Source organism: Rhizobium sp. L9 (assembly GCF_002531885.1).
Lineage (GTDB): Bacteria > Pseudomonadota > Alphaproteobacteria > Rhizobiales > Rhizobiaceae > Rhizobium.
Genome location: NZ_NWSZ01000025.1, coordinates 45550 through 62986 on the forward strand (window position 1 = coordinate 45550; position 17437 = coordinate 62986).

At 60.9% G+C, this 17437-nt stretch carries 21 protein-coding genes and 1 pseudogene; 11 read left to right on the plus strand and 11 right to left on the minus strand.

Going from position 1 to position 17437, the window contains the following annotated elements:
- Positions 1–20: 20 nt before the first annotated feature.
- The 4 genes from CO660_RS23850 to CO660_RS23865 form a co-directional block, all read right to left on the minus strand.
- On the minus strand, positions 21–326 hold the full coding sequence (locus CO660_RS23850; protein WP_085781103.1) for a hypothetical protein: 306 nt from the start codon (positions 324–326) through the stop codon (positions 21–23).
- The gene (locus CO660_RS23855; RefSeq protein ID WP_097600795.1) at positions 310–1800 is read right to left on the minus strand and encodes a type II and III secretion system protein family protein; all 1491 of its coding nucleotides are present in this window, start codon (positions 1798–1800) and stop codon (positions 310–312) included. Before CO660_RS23855 ends, CO660_RS23850 begins: the two co-directional genes overlap by 17 nt.
- Positions 1801–1855: 55 nt before the next feature.
- Positions 1856–2770, minus strand: coding sequence for a Flp pilus assembly protein CpaB (cpaB, locus tag CO660_RS23860; RefSeq protein WP_088392444.1), 915 nt, complete (start codon positions 2768–2770; stop codon positions 1856–1858).
- A 97-nt stretch (positions 2771–2867) separates the two neighbouring features.
- Positions 2868–3062 carry a hypothetical protein gene (locus tag CO660_RS23865; RefSeq protein ID WP_085781100.1) on the minus strand — a complete coding sequence of 65 codons (195 nt, stop codon included), beginning with the start codon at positions 3060–3062 and terminating at the stop codon, positions 2868–2870.
- Positions 3063–3318: 256 nt separating this feature from the next.
- On the opposite strand from CO660_RS23865, the gene CO660_RS23870 reads away from it, so the two are divergent.
- Positions 3319–3855 carry a prepilin peptidase gene (locus CO660_RS23870; RefSeq protein ID WP_097600796.1) on the plus strand — a complete coding sequence of 179 codons (537 nt, stop codon included), beginning with the start codon at positions 3319–3321 and terminating at the stop codon, positions 3853–3855.
- Between the two features lies 1 nt (position 3856).
- Here CO660_RS23870 and CO660_RS23875 read toward each other — a convergent pair whose 3' ends face one another.
- Both CO660_RS23875 and CO660_RS23880 read right to left on the minus strand, forming a co-directional pair.
- On the minus strand, positions 3857–4057 hold the full coding sequence (locus tag CO660_RS23875) for a hypothetical protein (RefSeq protein WP_097600797.1): 201 nt from the start codon (positions 4055–4057) through the stop codon (positions 3857–3859).
- Positions 4058–4121: 64 nt separating this feature from the next.
- Positions 4122–4745, minus strand: a complete 624-nt coding sequence (locus CO660_RS23880; RefSeq protein WP_097600798.1) for a TetR/AcrR family transcriptional regulator — start codon at positions 4743–4745, stop codon at positions 4122–4124.
- Between the two features lie 126 nt (positions 4746–4871).
- On the opposite strand from CO660_RS23880, the gene CO660_RS23885 reads away from it, so the two are divergent.
- On the plus strand, positions 4872–5087 hold the full coding sequence (locus tag CO660_RS23885; RefSeq protein WP_097600799.1) for a hypothetical protein: 216 nt from the start codon (positions 4872–4874) through the stop codon (positions 5085–5087).
- Between the two features lie 73 nt (positions 5088–5160).
- Complete coding sequence (locus CO660_RS33410) at positions 5161–5337, plus strand: hypothetical protein (protein ID WP_176536361.1); 177 nt, start codon at positions 5161–5163, stop codon at positions 5335–5337.
- A gap of 96 nt (positions 5338–5433) precedes the next feature.
- Here CO660_RS33410 and CO660_RS23890 read toward each other — a convergent pair whose 3' ends face one another.
- Positions 5434–6291, minus strand: coding sequence for an SDR family oxidoreductase (locus tag CO660_RS23890; protein ID WP_097600800.1), 858 nt, complete (start codon positions 6289–6291; stop codon positions 5434–5436).
- 115 nt (positions 6292–6406) lie between these two features.
- Here CO660_RS23890 and CO660_RS23895 point away from each other — a divergent pair, with 115 nt between their 5' ends.
- The 5 genes from CO660_RS23895 (at position 6407) to CO660_RS23915 (ending at position 8848) form a co-directional block, all read left to right on the plus strand.
- Positions 6407–6655, plus strand: a complete 249-nt coding sequence (locus tag CO660_RS23895) for a type II toxin-antitoxin system prevent-host-death family antitoxin (protein WP_097600892.1) — start codon at positions 6407–6409, stop codon at positions 6653–6655.
- Positions 6655–7077 (plus strand): type II toxin-antitoxin system VapC family toxin, encoded by a 423-nt coding sequence (locus tag CO660_RS23900; protein ID WP_097600801.1) that lies wholly within the window; start codon positions 6655–6657, stop codon positions 7075–7077. Before CO660_RS23895 ends, CO660_RS23900 begins: the two co-directional genes overlap by 1 nt.
- A 153-nt stretch (positions 7078–7230) precedes the next feature.
- Complete coding sequence (locus tag CO660_RS23905) at positions 7231–8070, plus strand: IclR family transcriptional regulator (RefSeq protein ID WP_097600802.1); 840 nt, start codon at positions 7231–7233, stop codon at positions 8068–8070.
- 86 nt (positions 8071–8156) lie between these two features.
- Entirely contained in the window at positions 8157–8411 is a 255-nt protein-coding gene (locus CO660_RS23910) for a plasmid stabilization protein (protein WP_097600803.1), read from the plus strand.
- Positions 8408–8848, plus strand: a complete 441-nt coding sequence (locus tag CO660_RS23915) for a type II toxin-antitoxin system VapC family toxin (protein WP_097600804.1) — start codon at positions 8408–8410, stop codon at positions 8846–8848. Before CO660_RS23910 ends, CO660_RS23915 begins: the two co-directional genes overlap by 4 nt.
- A gap of 24 nt (positions 8849–8872) precedes the next feature.
- Here the strand turns inward: CO660_RS23915 and CO660_RS23920 are convergent, their stop codons facing one another.
- A complete protein-coding gene (locus CO660_RS23920; protein ID WP_097600893.1) occupies positions 8873–10081 on the minus strand; it encodes an amidohydrolase/deacetylase family metallohydrolase in 1209 nt (402 codons plus the stop codon).
- A gap of 168 nt (positions 10082–10249) precedes the next feature.
- Positions 10250–11118, minus strand: a pseudogene (locus CO660_RS23925) (sigma-70 family RNA polymerase sigma factor).
- Between the two features lie 108 nt (positions 11119–11226).
- On the opposite strand from CO660_RS23925, the gene CO660_RS23930 reads away from it, so the two are divergent.
- Positions 11227–11685, plus strand: a complete 459-nt coding sequence (locus CO660_RS23930; protein ID WP_097600805.1) for a carboxymuconolactone decarboxylase family protein — start codon at positions 11227–11229, stop codon at positions 11683–11685.
- Between the two features lie 63 nt (positions 11686–11748).
- Here the strand turns inward: CO660_RS23930 and rhaI are convergent, their stop codons facing one another.
- Complete coding sequence (rhaI, locus tag CO660_RS23935) at positions 11749–13041, minus strand: L-rhamnose catabolism isomerase (protein ID WP_097600806.1); 1293 nt, start codon at positions 13039–13041, stop codon at positions 11749–11751.
- Positions 13042–13256: 215 nt separating this feature from the next.
- A complete protein-coding gene (locus CO660_RS23940; protein WP_097600807.1) occupies positions 13257–15353 on the minus strand; it encodes a bifunctional rhamnulose-1-phosphate aldolase/short-chain dehydrogenase in 2097 nt (698 codons plus the stop codon).
- A gap of 202 nt (positions 15354–15555) precedes the next feature.
- On the opposite strand from CO660_RS23940, the gene CO660_RS23945 reads away from it, so the two are divergent.
- Together CO660_RS23945 and rhaS are read left to right on the plus strand one after the other, a co-directional pair.
- Positions 15556–16368 carry a DeoR/GlpR family DNA-binding transcription regulator gene (locus CO660_RS23945; RefSeq protein WP_085781088.1) on the plus strand — a complete coding sequence of 271 codons (813 nt, stop codon included), beginning with the start codon at positions 15556–15558 and terminating at the stop codon, positions 16366–16368.
- A 47-nt stretch (positions 16369–16415) separates the two neighbouring features.
- Positions 16416–17411, plus strand: coding sequence for a rhamnose ABC transporter substrate-binding protein (gene rhaS / locus CO660_RS23950; protein ID WP_097600808.1), 996 nt, complete (start codon positions 16416–16418; stop codon positions 17409–17411).
- Positions 17412–17437: the final 26 nt, after the last annotated feature.

Consider the following 17437-nt stretch of genomic DNA (forward strand, 5'->3'; position numbering starts at 1 on the left):
CCGTTCATGCCTTCCGCCAGCTACTGGCTGGCGATCGCCCCGTTAGAGGCCCCATTCGCCCCCATGGCCGGCGACGGCTGAACAACGCCCAGCCCGCCGTTCTGATATTGAGTGACCACCCTGCGGATCACCTTGCCGTCGCTTGCGATTCGGGTTCGCTGGGCTTCCGGCGGGAATGGGTCCTCGATCTGGATGGCCTTGTTTGCTTCCACGGCGTTGCCGACCCCGAAGGTGATCGTGTCGCGATGGTTCATGTAGTCGGCGCAGCCGGAAGCGAGGCCGGCGGCCGCAAAGACGAGAAGGACGCGCTTAGCGTTTTGTAGCAACGGCTTGGACTCCCTGGTTCAAGTCGAGACGGTGGCCATAAGGCCCGGTCACACCTACGCCATTTCGAAAGCGTCGGAGCATGTCCTTGTCGACTTCCAGAACCCCGAGCGCGAAGAGCTCGACGTCGTTGGACGAACGCGTCTGATCGAGCGGACTGTAGAGGTCCTCACCCGGGCGGGCCGGGCGCACAATGTGTGGCGTGACGACGATGACGAGGTCGGATTCCTTCTTCTGGAAACTCGTCGAACGGAACAGAGCGCCGAGCACCGGTATCTGCCCGAGTCCCGGCAATTGCTGGATGTCTTTGGCATTGATCGACTGCAGCAGGCCCGCCAAGGCAAAGCTCTGGCCGTCGCGGAGCGCGACTGTGGTGCTGGCAGCGCGCGAGATGAATCCCGGATTGCCGTTGACGTTGATCGACGGATCAATCTCGGAAACCTCAGGCTCGATCTCCAGGTTGATGAGACCATCATCAAGAACCACCGGCTTGAAGGTCAGCCGCACACCGAATGGGCGATAGTCCGTCTCTGTGGCCACCGTCGTGCCGTTGTTCGTCGTCTTCAGGATCGGCACTTCACCGCCGGCATGAAAGCTGGCGGTAGAGCCGCTCATGGCGATGAGGTTCGGCTGAGCCAGGCGGCGCACCAATCCCTTCTGCTCGAGGGCGTTGATCACAACGTCGATGTGGCCGCCGGAGATTTCCAACACCTTGGCGATCAGCTGGCCGAAGGGCAACGCACCCGTTGCCGCACCCTTGGGATCAAGGAGGGTACGGGCCAAGTTGCCGTTGTCATCAACGGTGATCCCCTGGCTGGCCGTTGCCTTGCCGATGCGATTGTTGTTGCCATAGCCGGACCAACCGATCCCGAGGTCACGACCCGTCTGGCGCGAGGCTTCGATGACACGGACCTCCAGCATCACCTGCTGGCTGTCACTGACGCGCAACTGGTTCAGCACTGGCTGGTCGGAATAGGATTGGGCGATTTCCATCACCCGCTGCAGTTCGATGCCGTCACGGACGAAGCCTGTCAGGCGAATGCGATCGTTGGAGTTGATGACCCTGACCCGAGCCGAGGGCGCGGCAGAGCGAATGGCGGAAGCGACTTCGCTGAAATCGCTCGCAACGCGGATGTCGATGACCCCAAGCAGCGACTTGTCGTCGCCATAGACCGAAATATTGGTGGCGCCGGGCTTTTTGCCGCGGATGAACAGCGACTTGTCGGAAAGCGGCACCACGTCGATCATATCGGCGCTGCCGATGACAAGATCACCGAAGGGCTGGCCTGTATTGAGCGTCAGCGTCTCGTTCGGAGGCAAGGTCACATGCTGGACTGATTCGCCTAAAGTGATGGACTTCTCCTGTGCGTTGGCGCGGCCGGCAACTCCGGGGCCCAAACACACACAGGCCGAAAACACTGCCGCTAGTGCCGCAAGGCTTTTCGTCCTCGCGATTTTTCTCTTGCCGTTCGCCATGCCTGCTTTAGCCCCCTCATCCGGCTCGCCGCACCTGCGGCATTCCGCATCAACATCACTGGACCAGGCCGACTCGGTGCTCCTCGCGCTTCGTCGTGTTCCAGACTCCCACTGTCACCCACTTCGGCTCAACCGGCAACACCGGCTCAACCTTTTGTTCCACAATCTGCACTTGTTTTGCCGGTTCTGGCAACTGCTTTTCCAAATCCTTGCCCAGTTCTGTCGCCATCGCCCCGCCACCGAGGTCGGCGACAGTGATCGGCCGGGTCTGCTCGACTGAGGAAGAGGCAACATTGCGAAGCGCCAGGGAGAGCGTGCCGACACTGGAGCCGAGGGTCAGGCGCTGCGCCTCGTCGGTCGTCACCTCAAAGGTCACCGTTTTCACGACGGATGGCTCGTCCTTGCGCTCGTCTGCCGTCTGGTCCACCGCAAGGACCTTGACGCCTTGCAGCAGCACGTCGACGAAGGTCTGATCGTTGCCCGCCTGCCCGCGCACGACCCGCGTCAGAAGCACGTCGACGCGATCGGAAGGCCTAACGAAGCCGGCAACGCCGAGCACATCGTTGACGCGAATGGAAACGGCCTTCATGCCCTGATCCAGCGCCGCCGACAGAGTGGCGCGTTCGCCAGTACCGGTGATTTTCGAGGATAGAACCGGCTCGCCAGGGTCGATCGCCGCCATGGCATAGCGCGGCTGGGCGTCATTGCCGACGACCATCTCGATGCTGACGAATGAGCCTGCGGGTGTTTCATTAGAGGGCCACGGAATGGCTCTGAGGTTTTCGGATCGGATCCGGTCACCGAAGCGCATCGGAGTGGCGGCGACAACAAGTGTCCTTTCCTCGGCCTTTACGCCGCTCATCGCCAGCAGCTTGGCCTTCTGATCGGAGAGATACGCGCGCATGCCGAAAACTGCGGCGGCGGCGAGTACAAATGCAATAACGAGGCTTAAAATTGTTGAAGAACGCATCGCGGTTACTCGCTACACTGGACGGAGCGCATCCATTCATTGATGCTAATTTAGAAGAGAGGGGTTAACAAACCCCTCGCTTCTGCGAATGCCAGCTTCAGGCTGGAGCCGTCAGGTTGGCCGTAAACCAAGCTGCCCAGCCGTTCCACACGGTAGCGAGATTGGTACCGGCCAGTGTCACAGCCCCGATCACTCCACCAACCAGCAAGGCAAGCAGAATAAGGTATTCGGTGAGTGCGACGCCATCTTCTTCCCGCGCGAAAGCGCGTACGCTATTTACAAATGCTTTCATCGAGAATTACCTCCCAGGTAAGTGGTGCGCCGTATTTCCCCCGGCACTAGTCGTCGAGACCGCCCCTTCGACTGGAAATATTAATAATCTGTTAAGTCTAATTTAGTCAATTGTTTTATACGCAGACATTCGACATCTATACTTTATGGTTAAGACGAAAATCGCAGAGCTGGTCGTAAAAGCCGACTCCTGTGGCCGATGTTCAGTGACAATGAGCGTACATGGTAGATTATCATAGCCCAAAAAGGTTGATCCGATGCTGGAAATGGTCGTTGTTATTAATTCTCTTTCAGTATTACTTTTTCTCTGCGCCGCCTGGACCGATTTCCGTACTTGGAAGATTCCCAACACGCTCGTGCTTGCGCTCGTGACACTTTATGCGCTACGCGCGCTGGCCGTGATGCTTGGCTCCGAGGATGTCGGCGCAGCCCTGTTTGCTTCGAGCGGAATTGGTGGCGACCTTGGGGCCGGTCTGCTGATGTTCATGCTTGGGGTGGCGCTCTGGACGTTCCGGCTATTTGGCGCAGGAGACGCCAAGCTTTTTCTGCCGATCGGTCTTTTTATCGGATGGCACGGAATGCTGCCGTTTGCGGTGTTGCTCCTCGCCCTCGGCATTTTGACGCTGCTGGCCCTGCGGCTGCCGGTGCCGCTGTCCGTCGCGCATCTCGCCTTTTTCATGCGCATCGAGGAAATTCGGGTGAGCCGGAAGATACCCTATGGCGTCATCATGGTTTTCGCTACGCTCCTGACCCTGGCTTTGCCCATGATCCGGCAGGACCTGCAGCTACGGTGACCTACCCTGAAAGGGCTCTGGCCGACCTGTTCTCCAACGCGGCGATCTCCTCGGAGACCTCGCTCAATCGCTGACGCAGGTCGCTGTCGGTGCCGTCATCGACCTCTTCCTCGCCAAAACAATAGCGTGCCTCGTGAAGCTCGAGCTTGGCTTCGAGCTCGGCGCGTCTGGCATATAGGCGCTTGAGATAGGCGTAGTTCATCTCCCGGTCTCCACATCGTCCCGGTGATGGAAAAACGGTGTGGAGGCGGTAAGGTTCCGGTCTATCAGGTGAAAGAAGCGATCGCTGCTCGGCAGGCCTTGGCGAAATGGCCGCAACAGCCGGCGGCGCCCATTGCCTGACGGCTGACGCGCGCGCCTTCGAGCAGCAGCGTCAGCGTATCGGCAAGAAGTTGAGGTTCGCGCGCACCGGCTGCCGAACAGAGCGCGGCCAAGCGATCGCGCTGTGCGGCCTTGTGCCTCTCGATCATTTCATGGGCGGGATGCCCTTCTCCCTTGAGCTCGATGGCGGCGTTGGCGAGATCGCAGCCGGCGGGCTCGCCGTTCAGACACTGCGCCCGCATCTCCACCCAGGCGTCGAGCTGGGCGCGGGGATCGCCGGGATGAGCGGCCTCCAGATCGCGCCAAATGCTATCGGCCTTCTCGGAGGCGCGCCGCAGCGTCTCGCAGACGAGTTCGTCCTTCGAGCCGAAATGCCGGTAGAGCGTCATCTTATTGGTCGAGGCGGCATCGGCGATGGCATCGACGCCGATGCCGCGGATGCCGCGCTCGCGGAAAAGCTCCACGGCCGTCGAGACGATGCGCTCCCGCGGCGGGATACGATCTTCTGAAACGGTTGGGGAGATTTCATTCGAAGTTTCTGATTTTTTTGCGGACGAAGTCCTTGACATCAATGTGACCGATCGGTAACAACAGCATTGTTACTTACCGGTAACACCACAGGCCGCGAAAGTCAACGCAGTGGGTTGGCAGCGGATGTGGAACACGGGCGACCGCCCACGAAAGGAGGACAAGCCATGAGACAGACCAGAGACGACCTGACAATATCCGAAGCCCTTCGCGACCCCCTGATCGCCATGGTGTTGCGCGCCGACGGCGTGAAGCTTGAAGACTTCAAGCAACTCCTGGAAACGGCGGCCGGGAAAAGCGAACCACGCCCGACGCCGGTGGGCAAGATGATCGGAGCGCTTACGAGCCGCGCCAATCTGCCGGCTATTCCCTGCTTCGGCTGAAAAAGCCGCCTGAACACCGGGGGATCTCTCCCTGCCCCCGACAAGGGCTGTCGTCATAAAGAGGCGGCGGCCCTTGCTGCTTGATCGTAGTGGCCGGAAAGCGGCGGCGATCAACTTCTCCTTGCCCGCCCGCGCGCCTTTCATGAGGCCGCGCTTTTCGAACTTTCTCCGCTGCGACCAGGCCCTGCCCGCCGCCGGCGACGCCGTGATCGTCACGACGCCGACCGGCGGCGGCTACGGCAAGCCGTGACTGAAGCGCGCATCCTACCAGATCGTGATCACGCGCCTCAGCTCCTGATTTGGTGCATGCCTTCATCCCGGAACCGCCAATTCCGGGCGACATGCATTACAGGATCGGCTTGCCGCCCGTGACCGCGATTGTCGTGCCGGAGACATAGCTCGACAGTGGATCGGCCAGCATGACATAGGCCGTGGCCAGTTCAGCCGGTTGACCCGGCCGTTTCATCGGTACCTGCTTACCGAAATTGCTGACGCTGTCTTCGGGCAGCGTTGAAGGAATGAGCGGCGTCCAGATCGGGCCCGGCGCCACGGCATTGGCGCGGATGCCTTTCTCGGCCAGAAGCTGGGCCAGGCCTGCGGTGAAATTCTGAATTGCGCCCTTCGTTGTCGCATAGGCCAGCAGCGACGGGTTCGGATTGTCCGCATTGATCGAGGCCGTATTGATGATGGCGCTGCCGGGCTTCATATGGGCGACAGCCGCCTTGGTCAGGTAGAACATCGCATGGATGTTGACCTTGAAGGTCAGTTCCCACTCCTCGTCACTGATCTCGTCGATGCTCTTGAAACTTGCCTGGTGCGCGGCATTGTTGACGAGAATGTCGATACCGCCGAGCTCCTTGACCGCCGTCTCGACAATTTGCCGGCAATGGGCGGGATCCTGAATATCGCCGCTGACGAGCACGGCCTTGCGCCCGGCCTGTTCGACGAGCCGCTTCGTCTCGTCGGCATCCTGATCCTCGTCGAGATAGGAAATCAACAGATCGGCGCCTTCCCTTGCATAGGCGATTGCCACTGCGCGGCCGATGCCGCTATCGCCGCCGGTAATGATCGCCCGCTTGCCCTTTAGCCGTTCGGATCCGCGATAGGTTTTTTCGCCATGGTCGGGAACCGGGTCCATCTGGGCGGTGAAACCCGGCATCGGCTGTTTCTGGGACGGGAAAGGGGGTGTTGGATAATGCGTCATTATAGCCTCCTGAGTTGAGGGACAAACTCAGGCTGCGGCTGGTTGTTCCAAAGGCATTGCAGCCACATCGCTTCCCGAATGAAATGACCAGAAGATTGGTCACGGAGACGATATGATGGCACGTGTCAAACTGGCGGAAGCAAAAGCCCACCTGAGCGAGTTGCTCAATAGGGTGGAGGCCGGCGAAACCGTCGAGATATTGCGGCATGGCAAGCCGGTGGCGCAGCTCGTGCCGGTGAAGACGCCGAAACAACCGATCGATGTCGAACGGCTGAAAGCATTGACGGCCTCGATGAAGCCACCGGCCGAGCCGGTCGATTCCGCGACCTTCATTCGCGATCTGCGCGATACCGATCGTTATTGATGCTTTACATCGACACATCAGTCCTCGTCGCCGCATGGACGGTCGAAACCCGCACGGACGACGTGCAGCAATGGCTAGCGGAGCGTCGATCCGAGGAGATCGCCGTCAGCAGCTGGACGATAACCGAATTTTCAAGCGCCATCGGGCTCAAGGCGAGAAACGGACAGATCGATCCGGCCGATCGCAGCAAGGCTTTGGCCTTGTTCAAGGAACTATGTTCGACGACCTTCGAATGCCTGCCGATATCGCGGGCGCACTTCATCAAAGCGGCGCGAATGATCGAACAGTTCAATATCGGTCTTCGTGCCGGTGCTGCGCTGCATCTCGCCGTCGCAATCGATAGCGACGCGACGCTCGACACGCTGGACAAGGGGCTGGCAAAAGCCTGCAGCCTCATCGGAGCGCGTCACCGCTTGTTATGAGGTGGGCGGTATCGGCGGATGCGGAAACCACGCAGTCTCCCGGTTCCACCGCCGCCACATTCGCACCGACGATCAACCTACAAAATGTTGCGATTTGCCACAGCGACCGCTGTACCATAGTAATGTAATATGGTCGCAGTGTTCATGAGGTGCATGAAATTGGACGGAAAGACATCGCCCGCAGTTTACTCCGAAGATGAGAGCCTTGCCGGCGAAGCCGGCGGCAAGAGCGCGCGCCGCGCCCGCGTCAGCGGCATCGACCGCGCTCTTCAGGTGATCGATCATCTCTATGAAACAGGATCGCCGGCCGGCGTCTATGCCATCGCCAAGGCGGTAAAGGCGCCGCTATCGACCGTCTACGTCATCGTCGACGACCTCGTCGAAAAGAATATGCTGACGCGCCAGGCGGATGGCTCGATCTGGCTCGGCGCCCGGCTTTATCATTACGGGCTTGCCTATGCCCGGTCGCTGGATTTCATGAGTATCGCCACCCACGAAATGCACGATCTCTGTCGCCAGGCCGGCGAAACCGTGCAGGTCTGCGGCCGTGACGGCGATTACATGCTGGTGCTTGCCATGGCCGATGGCCCGAGCCACTTCCAGGTGGCGTCTCGCGTCGGCACCCGGGTGCCGCTCAATTGGACGGCGTCGGGCCGCCTGCTCGTCGGCCATCTGCCCGAAGAGGAACGCATCGAGCTTTTCAAACGCTGCGCCCGCTCGTCGCCGACCGGCCGCGCCGAGATCGATCCGCGCACCCTATCGGAAGCGGCCGGCAAGGCCTTCGAGTCGCGCCTGTCGATCCAGGCCGGCGAATCCGATTATGCCGTTGCCTGCATCGCCTCGCCGATCTGCGATCGCGACGGCCAGTGCGTTGCCACCATTTCGATCGTGCTGCCGGAGCAGAAGGCCTTTTCCGACGAGAACCATTATACGGCGCATGTGCGCAATTCTGCGGAGCGGATCGAAAAACTGATGGGTTGGCGCAACCGCTGACGTGAGCTCGAACACGATCCTTGAGGATTGTCCTCTGACTGCATTGCATCTATATTGACGTCACTGACAGCATTTGGGATCTGAATATGGCCGTTCTGACAGTTCGAAACGTGCCCGATGAAGTGCATCGCGCACTGCGTGTCCGGGCGGCGATGCATGGCCGCAGCACCGAGGCGGAAGTTCGCGAAATCCTGGAAAATGCCGTAAAGCCCGAGCAGCGCATTCGCATGGGAGACGCTTTGGCTGAACTCGGCCGGCAATTGGCGCTGACCAATGATGATCTCGAGGTGCTTGATCAGCTGCGCGAAAGGGCGGCGGCGGAGCCCTTGAGGTTTGAATGATCGTACTCGATACGAATGTGCTTTCCGAGACGATGAAACCGACGCCCAGTTCGGCTGTGCGCGCGTGGCTCAATGAGCAAGCCGCGGAAACACTCTATTTGTCGAGTGTGACCTTGGCCGAATTGATGTTCGGCATCGGCGCCTTACCGGACGGTCGACGCAAAGTGGCTCTGACTGAAATGCTCGGCGGCTTACTAGCACTCTTTGGGGATCGGGTATTGCCATTCGATGCCGGAGCGGCCCGACATTATGCCGACCTTGCCGTCAGAGCTAGAACGAACGGCAAAGGCTTCCCGGCGCCGGACGGATATATCGCCGCCATCGCCGCTTCGAAGGGCTTTATTGTTGCGACACGCGATATAGGCCCCTTTGAGGCGGCCGGACTGACTGTCGTAAATCCCTGGAACCATCGATCATCCGAGGCCTCTCAGGAATGATCGAACCCCGCCTCGCGGCAGATTCTATCTGTAGGAATAGCCGTGGCTGTGGCGCACCAGCCTGCGCGCCCGCGGCACGTAGCGGCTGGCGGCGACAGCCTCGGCGCCCATCACCGCATAGCGCGGCTCGAACAGTTTGTTGAGGACCGAGACATCGCCGTTCGAATCCGTCGCCTCGAGCTCGGACTCGACGAGGTCGAAAACAGTGAATTCGGCTTGCGCGCCGACCGCAAGCCAGTTCTCCATCGACAGCTTGATGACCGATGCCGGCGCGTGGGTGACGGCTTCCACCACCTTGTCGAAGGGCATGCCGACGCTCAGCAGCTTCGACATCGTCGTCGCGAGATCCCAGACCGGGAAGTTCATCGAGTGGCCGTGCAGGTCGGTCGAGATCGAAAACGGCAGCAGCCCGCGGGCGATCGCCGCTTCGGCGACCTTGAAGGAGAACGAAGCGCCGCCATGGCCGATGTCGAGCCGAATGCCTTCCGCAGCGCAGCGCTCGGCCAGATTGAAGAGATCCTCGTCCTCCATGATGCTCGAACCGGCCTTGCCGTTGAAGCAATGGGTGACGACATCGCCGGGGCCGAGGATTTCGAGCACTTCGTCATAGAGCGCCGGCGGCTCGCCGACATGCACCATCATCGGCACTTTCAGAATCTTGGCGATCTTCTTGCCGAGCTTGACGGGGGTGACGCCCCAGGAACCGGTGATGACGTGGCTGGCGCGCACCTTGATGCCGACGATGTGCTCGCTGTTTTCAGCGTATACTTGGAGAATGCGGTCGAGATCGATATCTCTGATATCCCTGAGCTCGGCGACGCGGTTGCAGGCGACGAGACCGATCGAGCCCAGGTTCAGGAAGGCCTTGATGCGCTCGCGCGAGGGCTCGATGATATACTCGCGGAAGCCATGGAAATTCGCCTCGCCGGCCGAACCGGCGTCGACCAGGGTGGTGACGCCGCGCTCGAGACCGCATTCGGACGGGCGGATGGAGATGTCGGTGCCGCCATGCCAGATGTGGACGTGCAGATCGATCCAGCCCGGCGAAATGAAAGCCCCCTTGCCGTCAATGCGTGCCACATCCTCAGCGGCTGGAAGCGATGGACCGATCCGGGCGATGCGGCCGTCGGCATTGACGAGAATGTCGATCACCCCCTCGGATGCGCCCGCACCGAAAGCCGTCGGCCTGACATTGGTGAGGAGAAGCGGCTTTTTCGCCTGGTCGCCCGACATGATCATGTTTCAAATTCCATAGTTATGGTATAAGAAGCCTTATAATAGAATAAAGTCGAAGAGACTGCTGTCAAGAGAATGAAGCGCAGTAACCGCACGGGAACGGCGGCAGCGCGCTCGTTCTCAGCCGCACTCGCCGTCAAGGAGCGGCAATTTTTTCCAGCGATTTCAATCCCGTAGGATTGAATATTCAAGCCGTTCGAGGTGGTCTGGATCGGCGATAGCTTCGATTGCCGCAATCCTGTCGCCGGCGATGGTGAACGCCACCACGACGCGGATCTGACCCGCGATGCGCACGACGAAGCCAAGCTCGCCGTCGACGATGGCGATCTCTGCCGCCTGCGCCCGGCCCTTGAACAACTCTGCCACTTCGGATGCGCCGCGTCTTTCGCCGAAGGCGCCGAAACGCGCCGCCGTCGCGTCCGGGCGAAACACGACATCTGGGGCGAGCACGCAATCAGCGCCTGCAGATCGCCGTTGCGCGAAGCCGTCAGAAAGGCCTCCGCAATCGTTCGTTTGCGGCCGAGATCGACATCCGGCGTCTCGTCCGCGCCCTGCACCCGGCGGCGGGCACGGCTCGCGAGCTGACGGGCGGCGGCGGATGACCGGCCGATAATCGGCGCAATTTCGTCGAAGGGAAGATCGAACATGTCGTGCAGCACGAAGGCAACTCGTTCGGCAGGCGCCAGCGTCTGCAACACGACGAGCAGCGCCACGCCCACCGAATCGGCGAAGGCGGCGTCGCGTTCCGGATCCTTGGCCGGATCGGCGATCGCTGCGTGGACCGATGTCTCCAGCGGCTCCTCGCGCCGGGTCTTGCGGGCACGCAGCATATCGAGGCAGATGCGCGCCACCACCGTCGTCAGCCAGCCGGCGAGATTGCCGACGTCAGTCCTATCCGCGCGGGTGAGCCGCAGCCAGGCCTCCTGAACCGCGTCTTCGGCCTCGCTGCGCGACCCCAGCATGCGATAGGCGGCCGCCTTCAGATGCGCCCGGTTGGCTTCGAATTGATCGGCCAGCCAATTATTCTCGTTCATCCGTCACATTCCTTCGCTGCGTTCCGTCACATCAATGACGAATGAAACCGGGCCGGTGTGACAGCGCCGGCGGATCGTCGCACCCTAAACCCATCAAGGAGACCTATCATGCAGGAGAGAATGGGAAATCCCGCGCTCGTGCTTCCAGAAGCCATGCAGGCGCTCAATGCGCTCAGCAAGGTGCCGACCGAAACAGGCCTTTCGCCAAGGCTGCTCGAACTCGTCAATCTGCGCGCCAGCCAGATCAACGGCTGCAGCGTCTGCATCGATGGTCATTGGCGCATTGCCCGCAAACACGGCGAAACGGATGAGCGGCTCTTTGCCGTCGCCGGCTGGCGCGACGCTCCCTATTATAGCGAGGCTGAACGCGCCGCTCTCGCCTTGACCGAGGCGGTGACCCGCACCAGCGACCGCGCCGACCCGGTGCCTGACGAGATCTGGGACGAGGCGACCCGGCATTATGACGGCCGCAGCCTTGCGGCTCTCGTCATCGCCATCGTCAACATCAATGTCTGGAATCGGCTGAACATCGCAACCCGTCAGATCGCCGGCGCCTGGAAACCCTGAGCGATTGCCGGCAGCGTTTCACCCCACGTTGCCGGCGAGCACACTTTTATTCAGCCCGGCAGCTCAGATGATGCCGCCGCCGCCGGCAACCGACGCCGGACGCTCGGCCGCCACCTTTTTGCGGTAGCCGCTGACGCGGTAGGCAGCAATCGGGTCGATCGCGCCGCCGGCCCGGCGGCGGGCCTCGGCAAGGATCGGCTCGACATCGGCGCGGTAGGCGCGCTTCAGTGTTTCCGAGGCCATCAGCGCATCATTGTCCTGCTGATAGCCCTCGAGCGCCTTGCGGTCGACGAGGAGCGCCTGCGCATAGGCGCGGCGGATTTCGTTGGCGCTGTTGATCAGGCTCTCGATCGGATCGGTGACATTGTGCGACTGGTCGATCATGTGGGCCGGATTGAAATCGTTGACGCCGCGCTGCTCGGCATCCACCAGCTCGTTGAACACCAGGAACAGCCGGTAGGGATCGATGACGCCGGCGTCGAGATCATCGTCGCCATATTTCGAATCGTTGAAGTGGAAGCCGCCGAGCTTCCCGAACTGGATCAGCCGGGCGACGATCATCTCGATATTGGTGTTCGGCGCATGGTGGCCGAGATCGACGAGGCACTGGGCTTTGGGGCCGAGGGTCTGGGCGATCAGATAATTGGTGCCCCAGTCCTGAACGATCGTCGAATAGAAGGCCGGCTCGTACATCTTGTGCTCGGAGAAAAGCTTCCAGTCGTCGGGCAGCACCTTGTAAATGTCAGCCATCGAGGCGAGGTAACGCTCGAATGCCTTGGTGAAATTGCTCTGGCCGGGGAAGTTCGACCCATCGCCGATCCAGACGGTCAGTGCCTTGGAGCCGATCGCTTTGCCGATCTCGATGCATTCGAGATTGTGCTCGACCGCCTGGGCGCGTGTTGCCGCGTCGGTGTGGCTAAGCGAGCCGTATTTGTAGGAATAAGCCTGCCCCGGCGCGTCGGAAAAGGTGTTCGAATTCATTGCGTCGAAGCCGAGGCCGACCGCATCACCCTTGGCCTTCAACTCCCGTGCATCCGCTTTGTCCCAGGGAATATGCAGCGACACATTCGGCGTTGCCTGCGTCAGCTGATTGATGACGGCGCAATCGTCGAGCTTGTCGAAGATGCCGCGCGGTTCGCCGGTGCCGGGAAAGCGGGCGAAACGCGTGCCGCCGGTGCCCACGCCCCAGGAAGGAACGGCGACGAAGAACTCCGCCACCCTGCGTGTCACCGCCTCTATATCGACGCCGCGGCGATCAAGCGTCGCGCCCAACGCGTCGTAGTCGGCTTTCAGCGCCGCCGCCCGCTTGTCGTTTTCGCTCGCAACTAGATCCTGCGCGATCCTGAACTCGGCCATTTTTTCCTCCCGATTCTGCAATTTCTACATTGGAACTGCGGTGCGGCCGCCCCTCATCCGCCTGCCGGCACCTTCTCCCCGTTCAGACGGTGAGAAGGGGATATGCCGCACCGTCTCCGTCTCACTCCAACATTTCGTTGGGCAAGTCCCCTCTCCCCGTCTGAACGGGGAGAGGGTCAGGGTGAGGGGCAGACGCATCCGCCCCCAGTCAAAAATCAGCGCGTAAAACTCTGAACGTTGCCGGCGTCGACGTTGATGATGTTGCCGGTCGATTTCGCCGATAGATCTGACGCCAGGAAGTAGACCGCCTCGGCGATATCTTCCGGGAAGACGTTGAGCTTCAGCATCGACCGCTTGCGGTAATGTTCCTCCAGCTCGTCGACCTCGATCTTCGAGGAGGCCGCACGCTGCTCGCGCCACTCGCCGCTCCAGATCTTCGAGCCACGCAGGACGGCATCGGGATTGACGGTGTTGACGCGGATGCCGGCATCGGCGCCTTCCAGCGCCAGGCAGCGGGCAAGATGGATTTCAGCCGCCTTCGCCGTGCAATAGGCGGACGCGTTCGGCGAAGCGGCAAGACCATTCTTCGATGCAATGAAGACGACATTGCCGCCGAGCGCCTGACGGCGGAACAGCCGGAAGGCCTCACGCGAAACGAGGAAATAACCGGTCGCCAGAATGTCGATATTGCGGTTCCACGTCGAAAGTTCCGTCGTTTCAATCGGCGCCGACGAAGCGATACCGGCATTCGAAATGAGGATGTCGATGCCGCCGAATTCCACGGAGGATTCGGCGAAGGAGGCGATCACCGCATCTTCCTTGGTGACGTCGAGCCGGACGCTGCGCACGGCGTCGGCGCCGTATTTCTTGACGAAATCGGCCTCGGTGGCTTCGAGCGCTGCCTGGTCGATATCGGCGAGCACCACGCAGGCGCCCTCGCCGACCAGACGCGCGGCCGTTGCCCGGCCGATGCCGCCGGCGCCGCCGGTGACGAAGGCGACCTTGCCGGCAAGGCTCTTCGGCTTCGGCATGCGCTGCAGCTTGGCCTCTTCGAGTAGCCAATATTCGATGTCGAAGGCTTCCTGCTCCGGCAGTCCCTGATATTCCGAGACCGTCGAGGCGCCGCGCATGACGTTGATGGCGTTGACGTAGAATTCGCTGGCAATGCGAGCCGTCGCCTTGTCGCGGGCGAAGGACAACATGCCGACACCCGGCACCAGGAAGATGACGGGATTGGCGTCGCGCATGGCGGGCGAATTGTCATGTTTGCAGTCGTTGTAATAGCGGGCATAGTCGGCGCGGTAATCCTCCAGCGCCTGGTCGAGACCCGCGACGATCGCGTCGACATCCGGTTTGGCCGGGTCGAAATCGATGATCAGCGGCCGAATCTTGGTGCGCAGGAAATGATCGGGGCAGCTGGTGCCGAGCGCGCCGAGCGGCCGCAGGTCGCGGGAGTTGACGAATTCGAGCACGGCGTCCTGATCGTCGAAATGGCCGAGCTTGCGCTCCTGCTTGCCGATGCGACCGCGAATTTCGGGCATCAGGCGAGCGGCGATAGCCCGGCGTTCGGCAACCGGCAGACTCTGCACGACCGCGCCGCCGAAGATCGTCTTGCCCTCGGTCTGAGCGGCGAACCATTCGATCGCCTTGTTGATGATATCGAGCGTCAGCTCGTAGCAGGCCTTGGCTTCGTTGGCCCAGGTGAAGAGACCATGGCTTTCGAGTACGACGCCCTTGGCGTTCGGGTTCGCCTTGACGAAGGCTTCGAGATCGAGGCCGAGCTGGAAGCCCGGACGGCGCCAGGGCAGCCAGCCGATCTCGTCACCGAAGATTTGCTTGGTCAGCTCCCCGGAATTCTTCGACGCGGCGATTGCGATGATCGCGTCGGGATGCATATGGTCGACATGGGTAAAAGGCACGAAACCGTGCAGCGGCGTATCGATCGAGGCGGCGCGGCCATTCAGGTTGAAGGTGCAGTGCGGCAGGAACCCGACCATGCGGTCCTCGTCCTCGACACCTTTGTAGATGCCCTTCAGCGATTCCAGCTTGTCCTGGTAGAGTGTGGCGAAGCCGTCGAGCTTGATGGTGCCGACATCGCCGCCCGAGCCCTTGACCCAGAGAATCTTGACCTTCTCGCCGGTCAGCGGATCGGTCTCCATGACCTTGGCCGAGGTATTGCCGCCACCGTAATTGGTGATGCGCTTGTCGGCGCCGAGCAGATTTGAGCGATAGAGAAGCTTGCCGGGTTCGTCGAGGCCTGCCGCGTATCCCTCATCCCACCGGTTTTCCAGAAGCCGGACGTTCGCCGCCATGTCATCCTCCCATATGAAATCATTATCGGGACGCGATAGTTCGCGCCCCTTTTCGCTGACCGGTATCGCTCATGAAAATGGAGTTTGTCAATCGAAAACGATCAAATTCGATTATTGTGCAGCGCAATATGAAAATTTATGATCGTTTATGATTGACAGCTTTTAACGGATACGAAATAAATACGACAAGAGGAGGAGCCCAATGCACGAACGCGAACGTCATCGCATCATCTTGAGCGCCGTTCAGGAAAAATCCGTCGTCACGATCCAGGACATTTCCGAGTTGACGGAAGCTTCTGAAGCGACAATCAGGCGCGACATTGCGGCTCTCCATGTGCAGGGCAAGATCCGCCGTGTCCGCGGCGGCGCCGAAGCGGTGCACCCGCCGCAGCTCGGCAATCTCGCCGGCCGCCCATTCCGGGTTTCAGAATCGGTCAACATCGATAAAAAACGCGCAATTGCACGCGCCGCGGTCGATCTCTGCGAGGCCGGCGACGCCATCATTATCAATGGCGGCACCACGACCTTCCAGATGGTGCATTACATGGCCGGCCATCGCATGCAGGTGATGACCAACTCTTTTGCCATCGCCGAACATCTGGTGAAGCATTCCAAGAACACGGTGACGGTGCCGGGCGGCGCGATCTATCGTGAACAGAGCCTCATCCTGTCGCCTTTCGACAATGACGCGATCCGCAATTTTTATGCGCGGCGCATGTTCATCGGCGCGCAGGGCGTCGGTCCGCTCGGCATCATGGAGGCGGATGCCCTCATCATCCAGAGCGAGCAGAAGCTGATGCACCAGGCCGACGAACTCATCGTCATGGTCGATTCAAGCAAATTCAATCGCCGGTCGAGCCTCATTCTCTGCGCGCTCGACCGCGTCTCTGTGGTCATCACCGATGACGGGATTACCGACGAGGCAGCTCGCATGGTCGAGAATGCCGGCGTTCGGCTCGTCGTCGCCAGCCCGGTGACCCAGCTTGTGAAGGAGGATTCCTCGTCGGTCGCATGAGGCGCCGCCGAGGTGTGGAAGTCTAATCTTAATGGGAGGAAAGTGACATGAAATTCGCAAAGACACTGGCGCTCGGCGTAGCGCTCGCCGTCGCCATGATGGCCGGCACCGCCAGCGCCAAGGACATCAAGATCGGCCTCGTCGTCAAGTCGCTCGGCAACGGCTTCTTCGACGCCGCCAACAAGGGCGCGCAAGAAGCAGCCAAGGAACTCGGCGGCGTGGAGGTTATCTACACCGGCCCGACCTCGACGACGGCCGAGGGCCAGATCGAAGTCATCAATTCGCTGATCGCTCAGGGCGTCGACGCCATCGCCGTGTCGGCCAACGATCCGGACGCGCTCGTTCCGGCGCTGAAGAAGGCTACCCAGCGCGGCATCAAGGTGATTTCCTGGGATTCCGGCGTGGCACCAGAAGGCCGCATCCTGCAGCTTAACCCGTCCTCCAACGAGCTGATCGGCAAGATGTGCTTGACGCTCGCCAAGGACCACCTCGAAGGCGGCAAGGGCGACTTCGCCATCCTGTCGGCCACGACCACCTCGACCAACCAGAACATCTGGATCGACCAGATGAAGAAGCAGCTCAAGGATTTCCCGGGCCTCAACCTCGTCACCACGGTTTACGGCGACGACCTCTCGGACAAGTCCTATCGTGAAGCCGAAGGCCTGCTGAAGTCGTACCCGAACGTCAAGGTCATCGTCGCTCCGACGACGGTCGGCGTTCTCGCTGCTTCGAAGGTCGTCGAAGACAAGGGTCTGATTGGCAAGGTCTACGTCACCGGTCTCGGCCTGCCGTCCGAAATGGCCGGCGCGATCAAGTCGGGCGCCACGAAGGAATTCGCCATCTGGAACCCGATCGATCTCGGCTACTCCGCCACCCAGATCGCCTATCGCCTCGTCAAGGGTGAGACCGACGGCAAGCCGGGCAGCGAAATCGAAGCGGGCCGCATGGGCAAGATCAAGGTCGGCGACAACGGCGAAGCCGCCATGGCCGATCCCTTCGTCTACAATGCCTCGAACATCGACCAGTTCTCCAAGGTCTTCTGATCCGAAGCAGCCGTATAAAGCCCGGC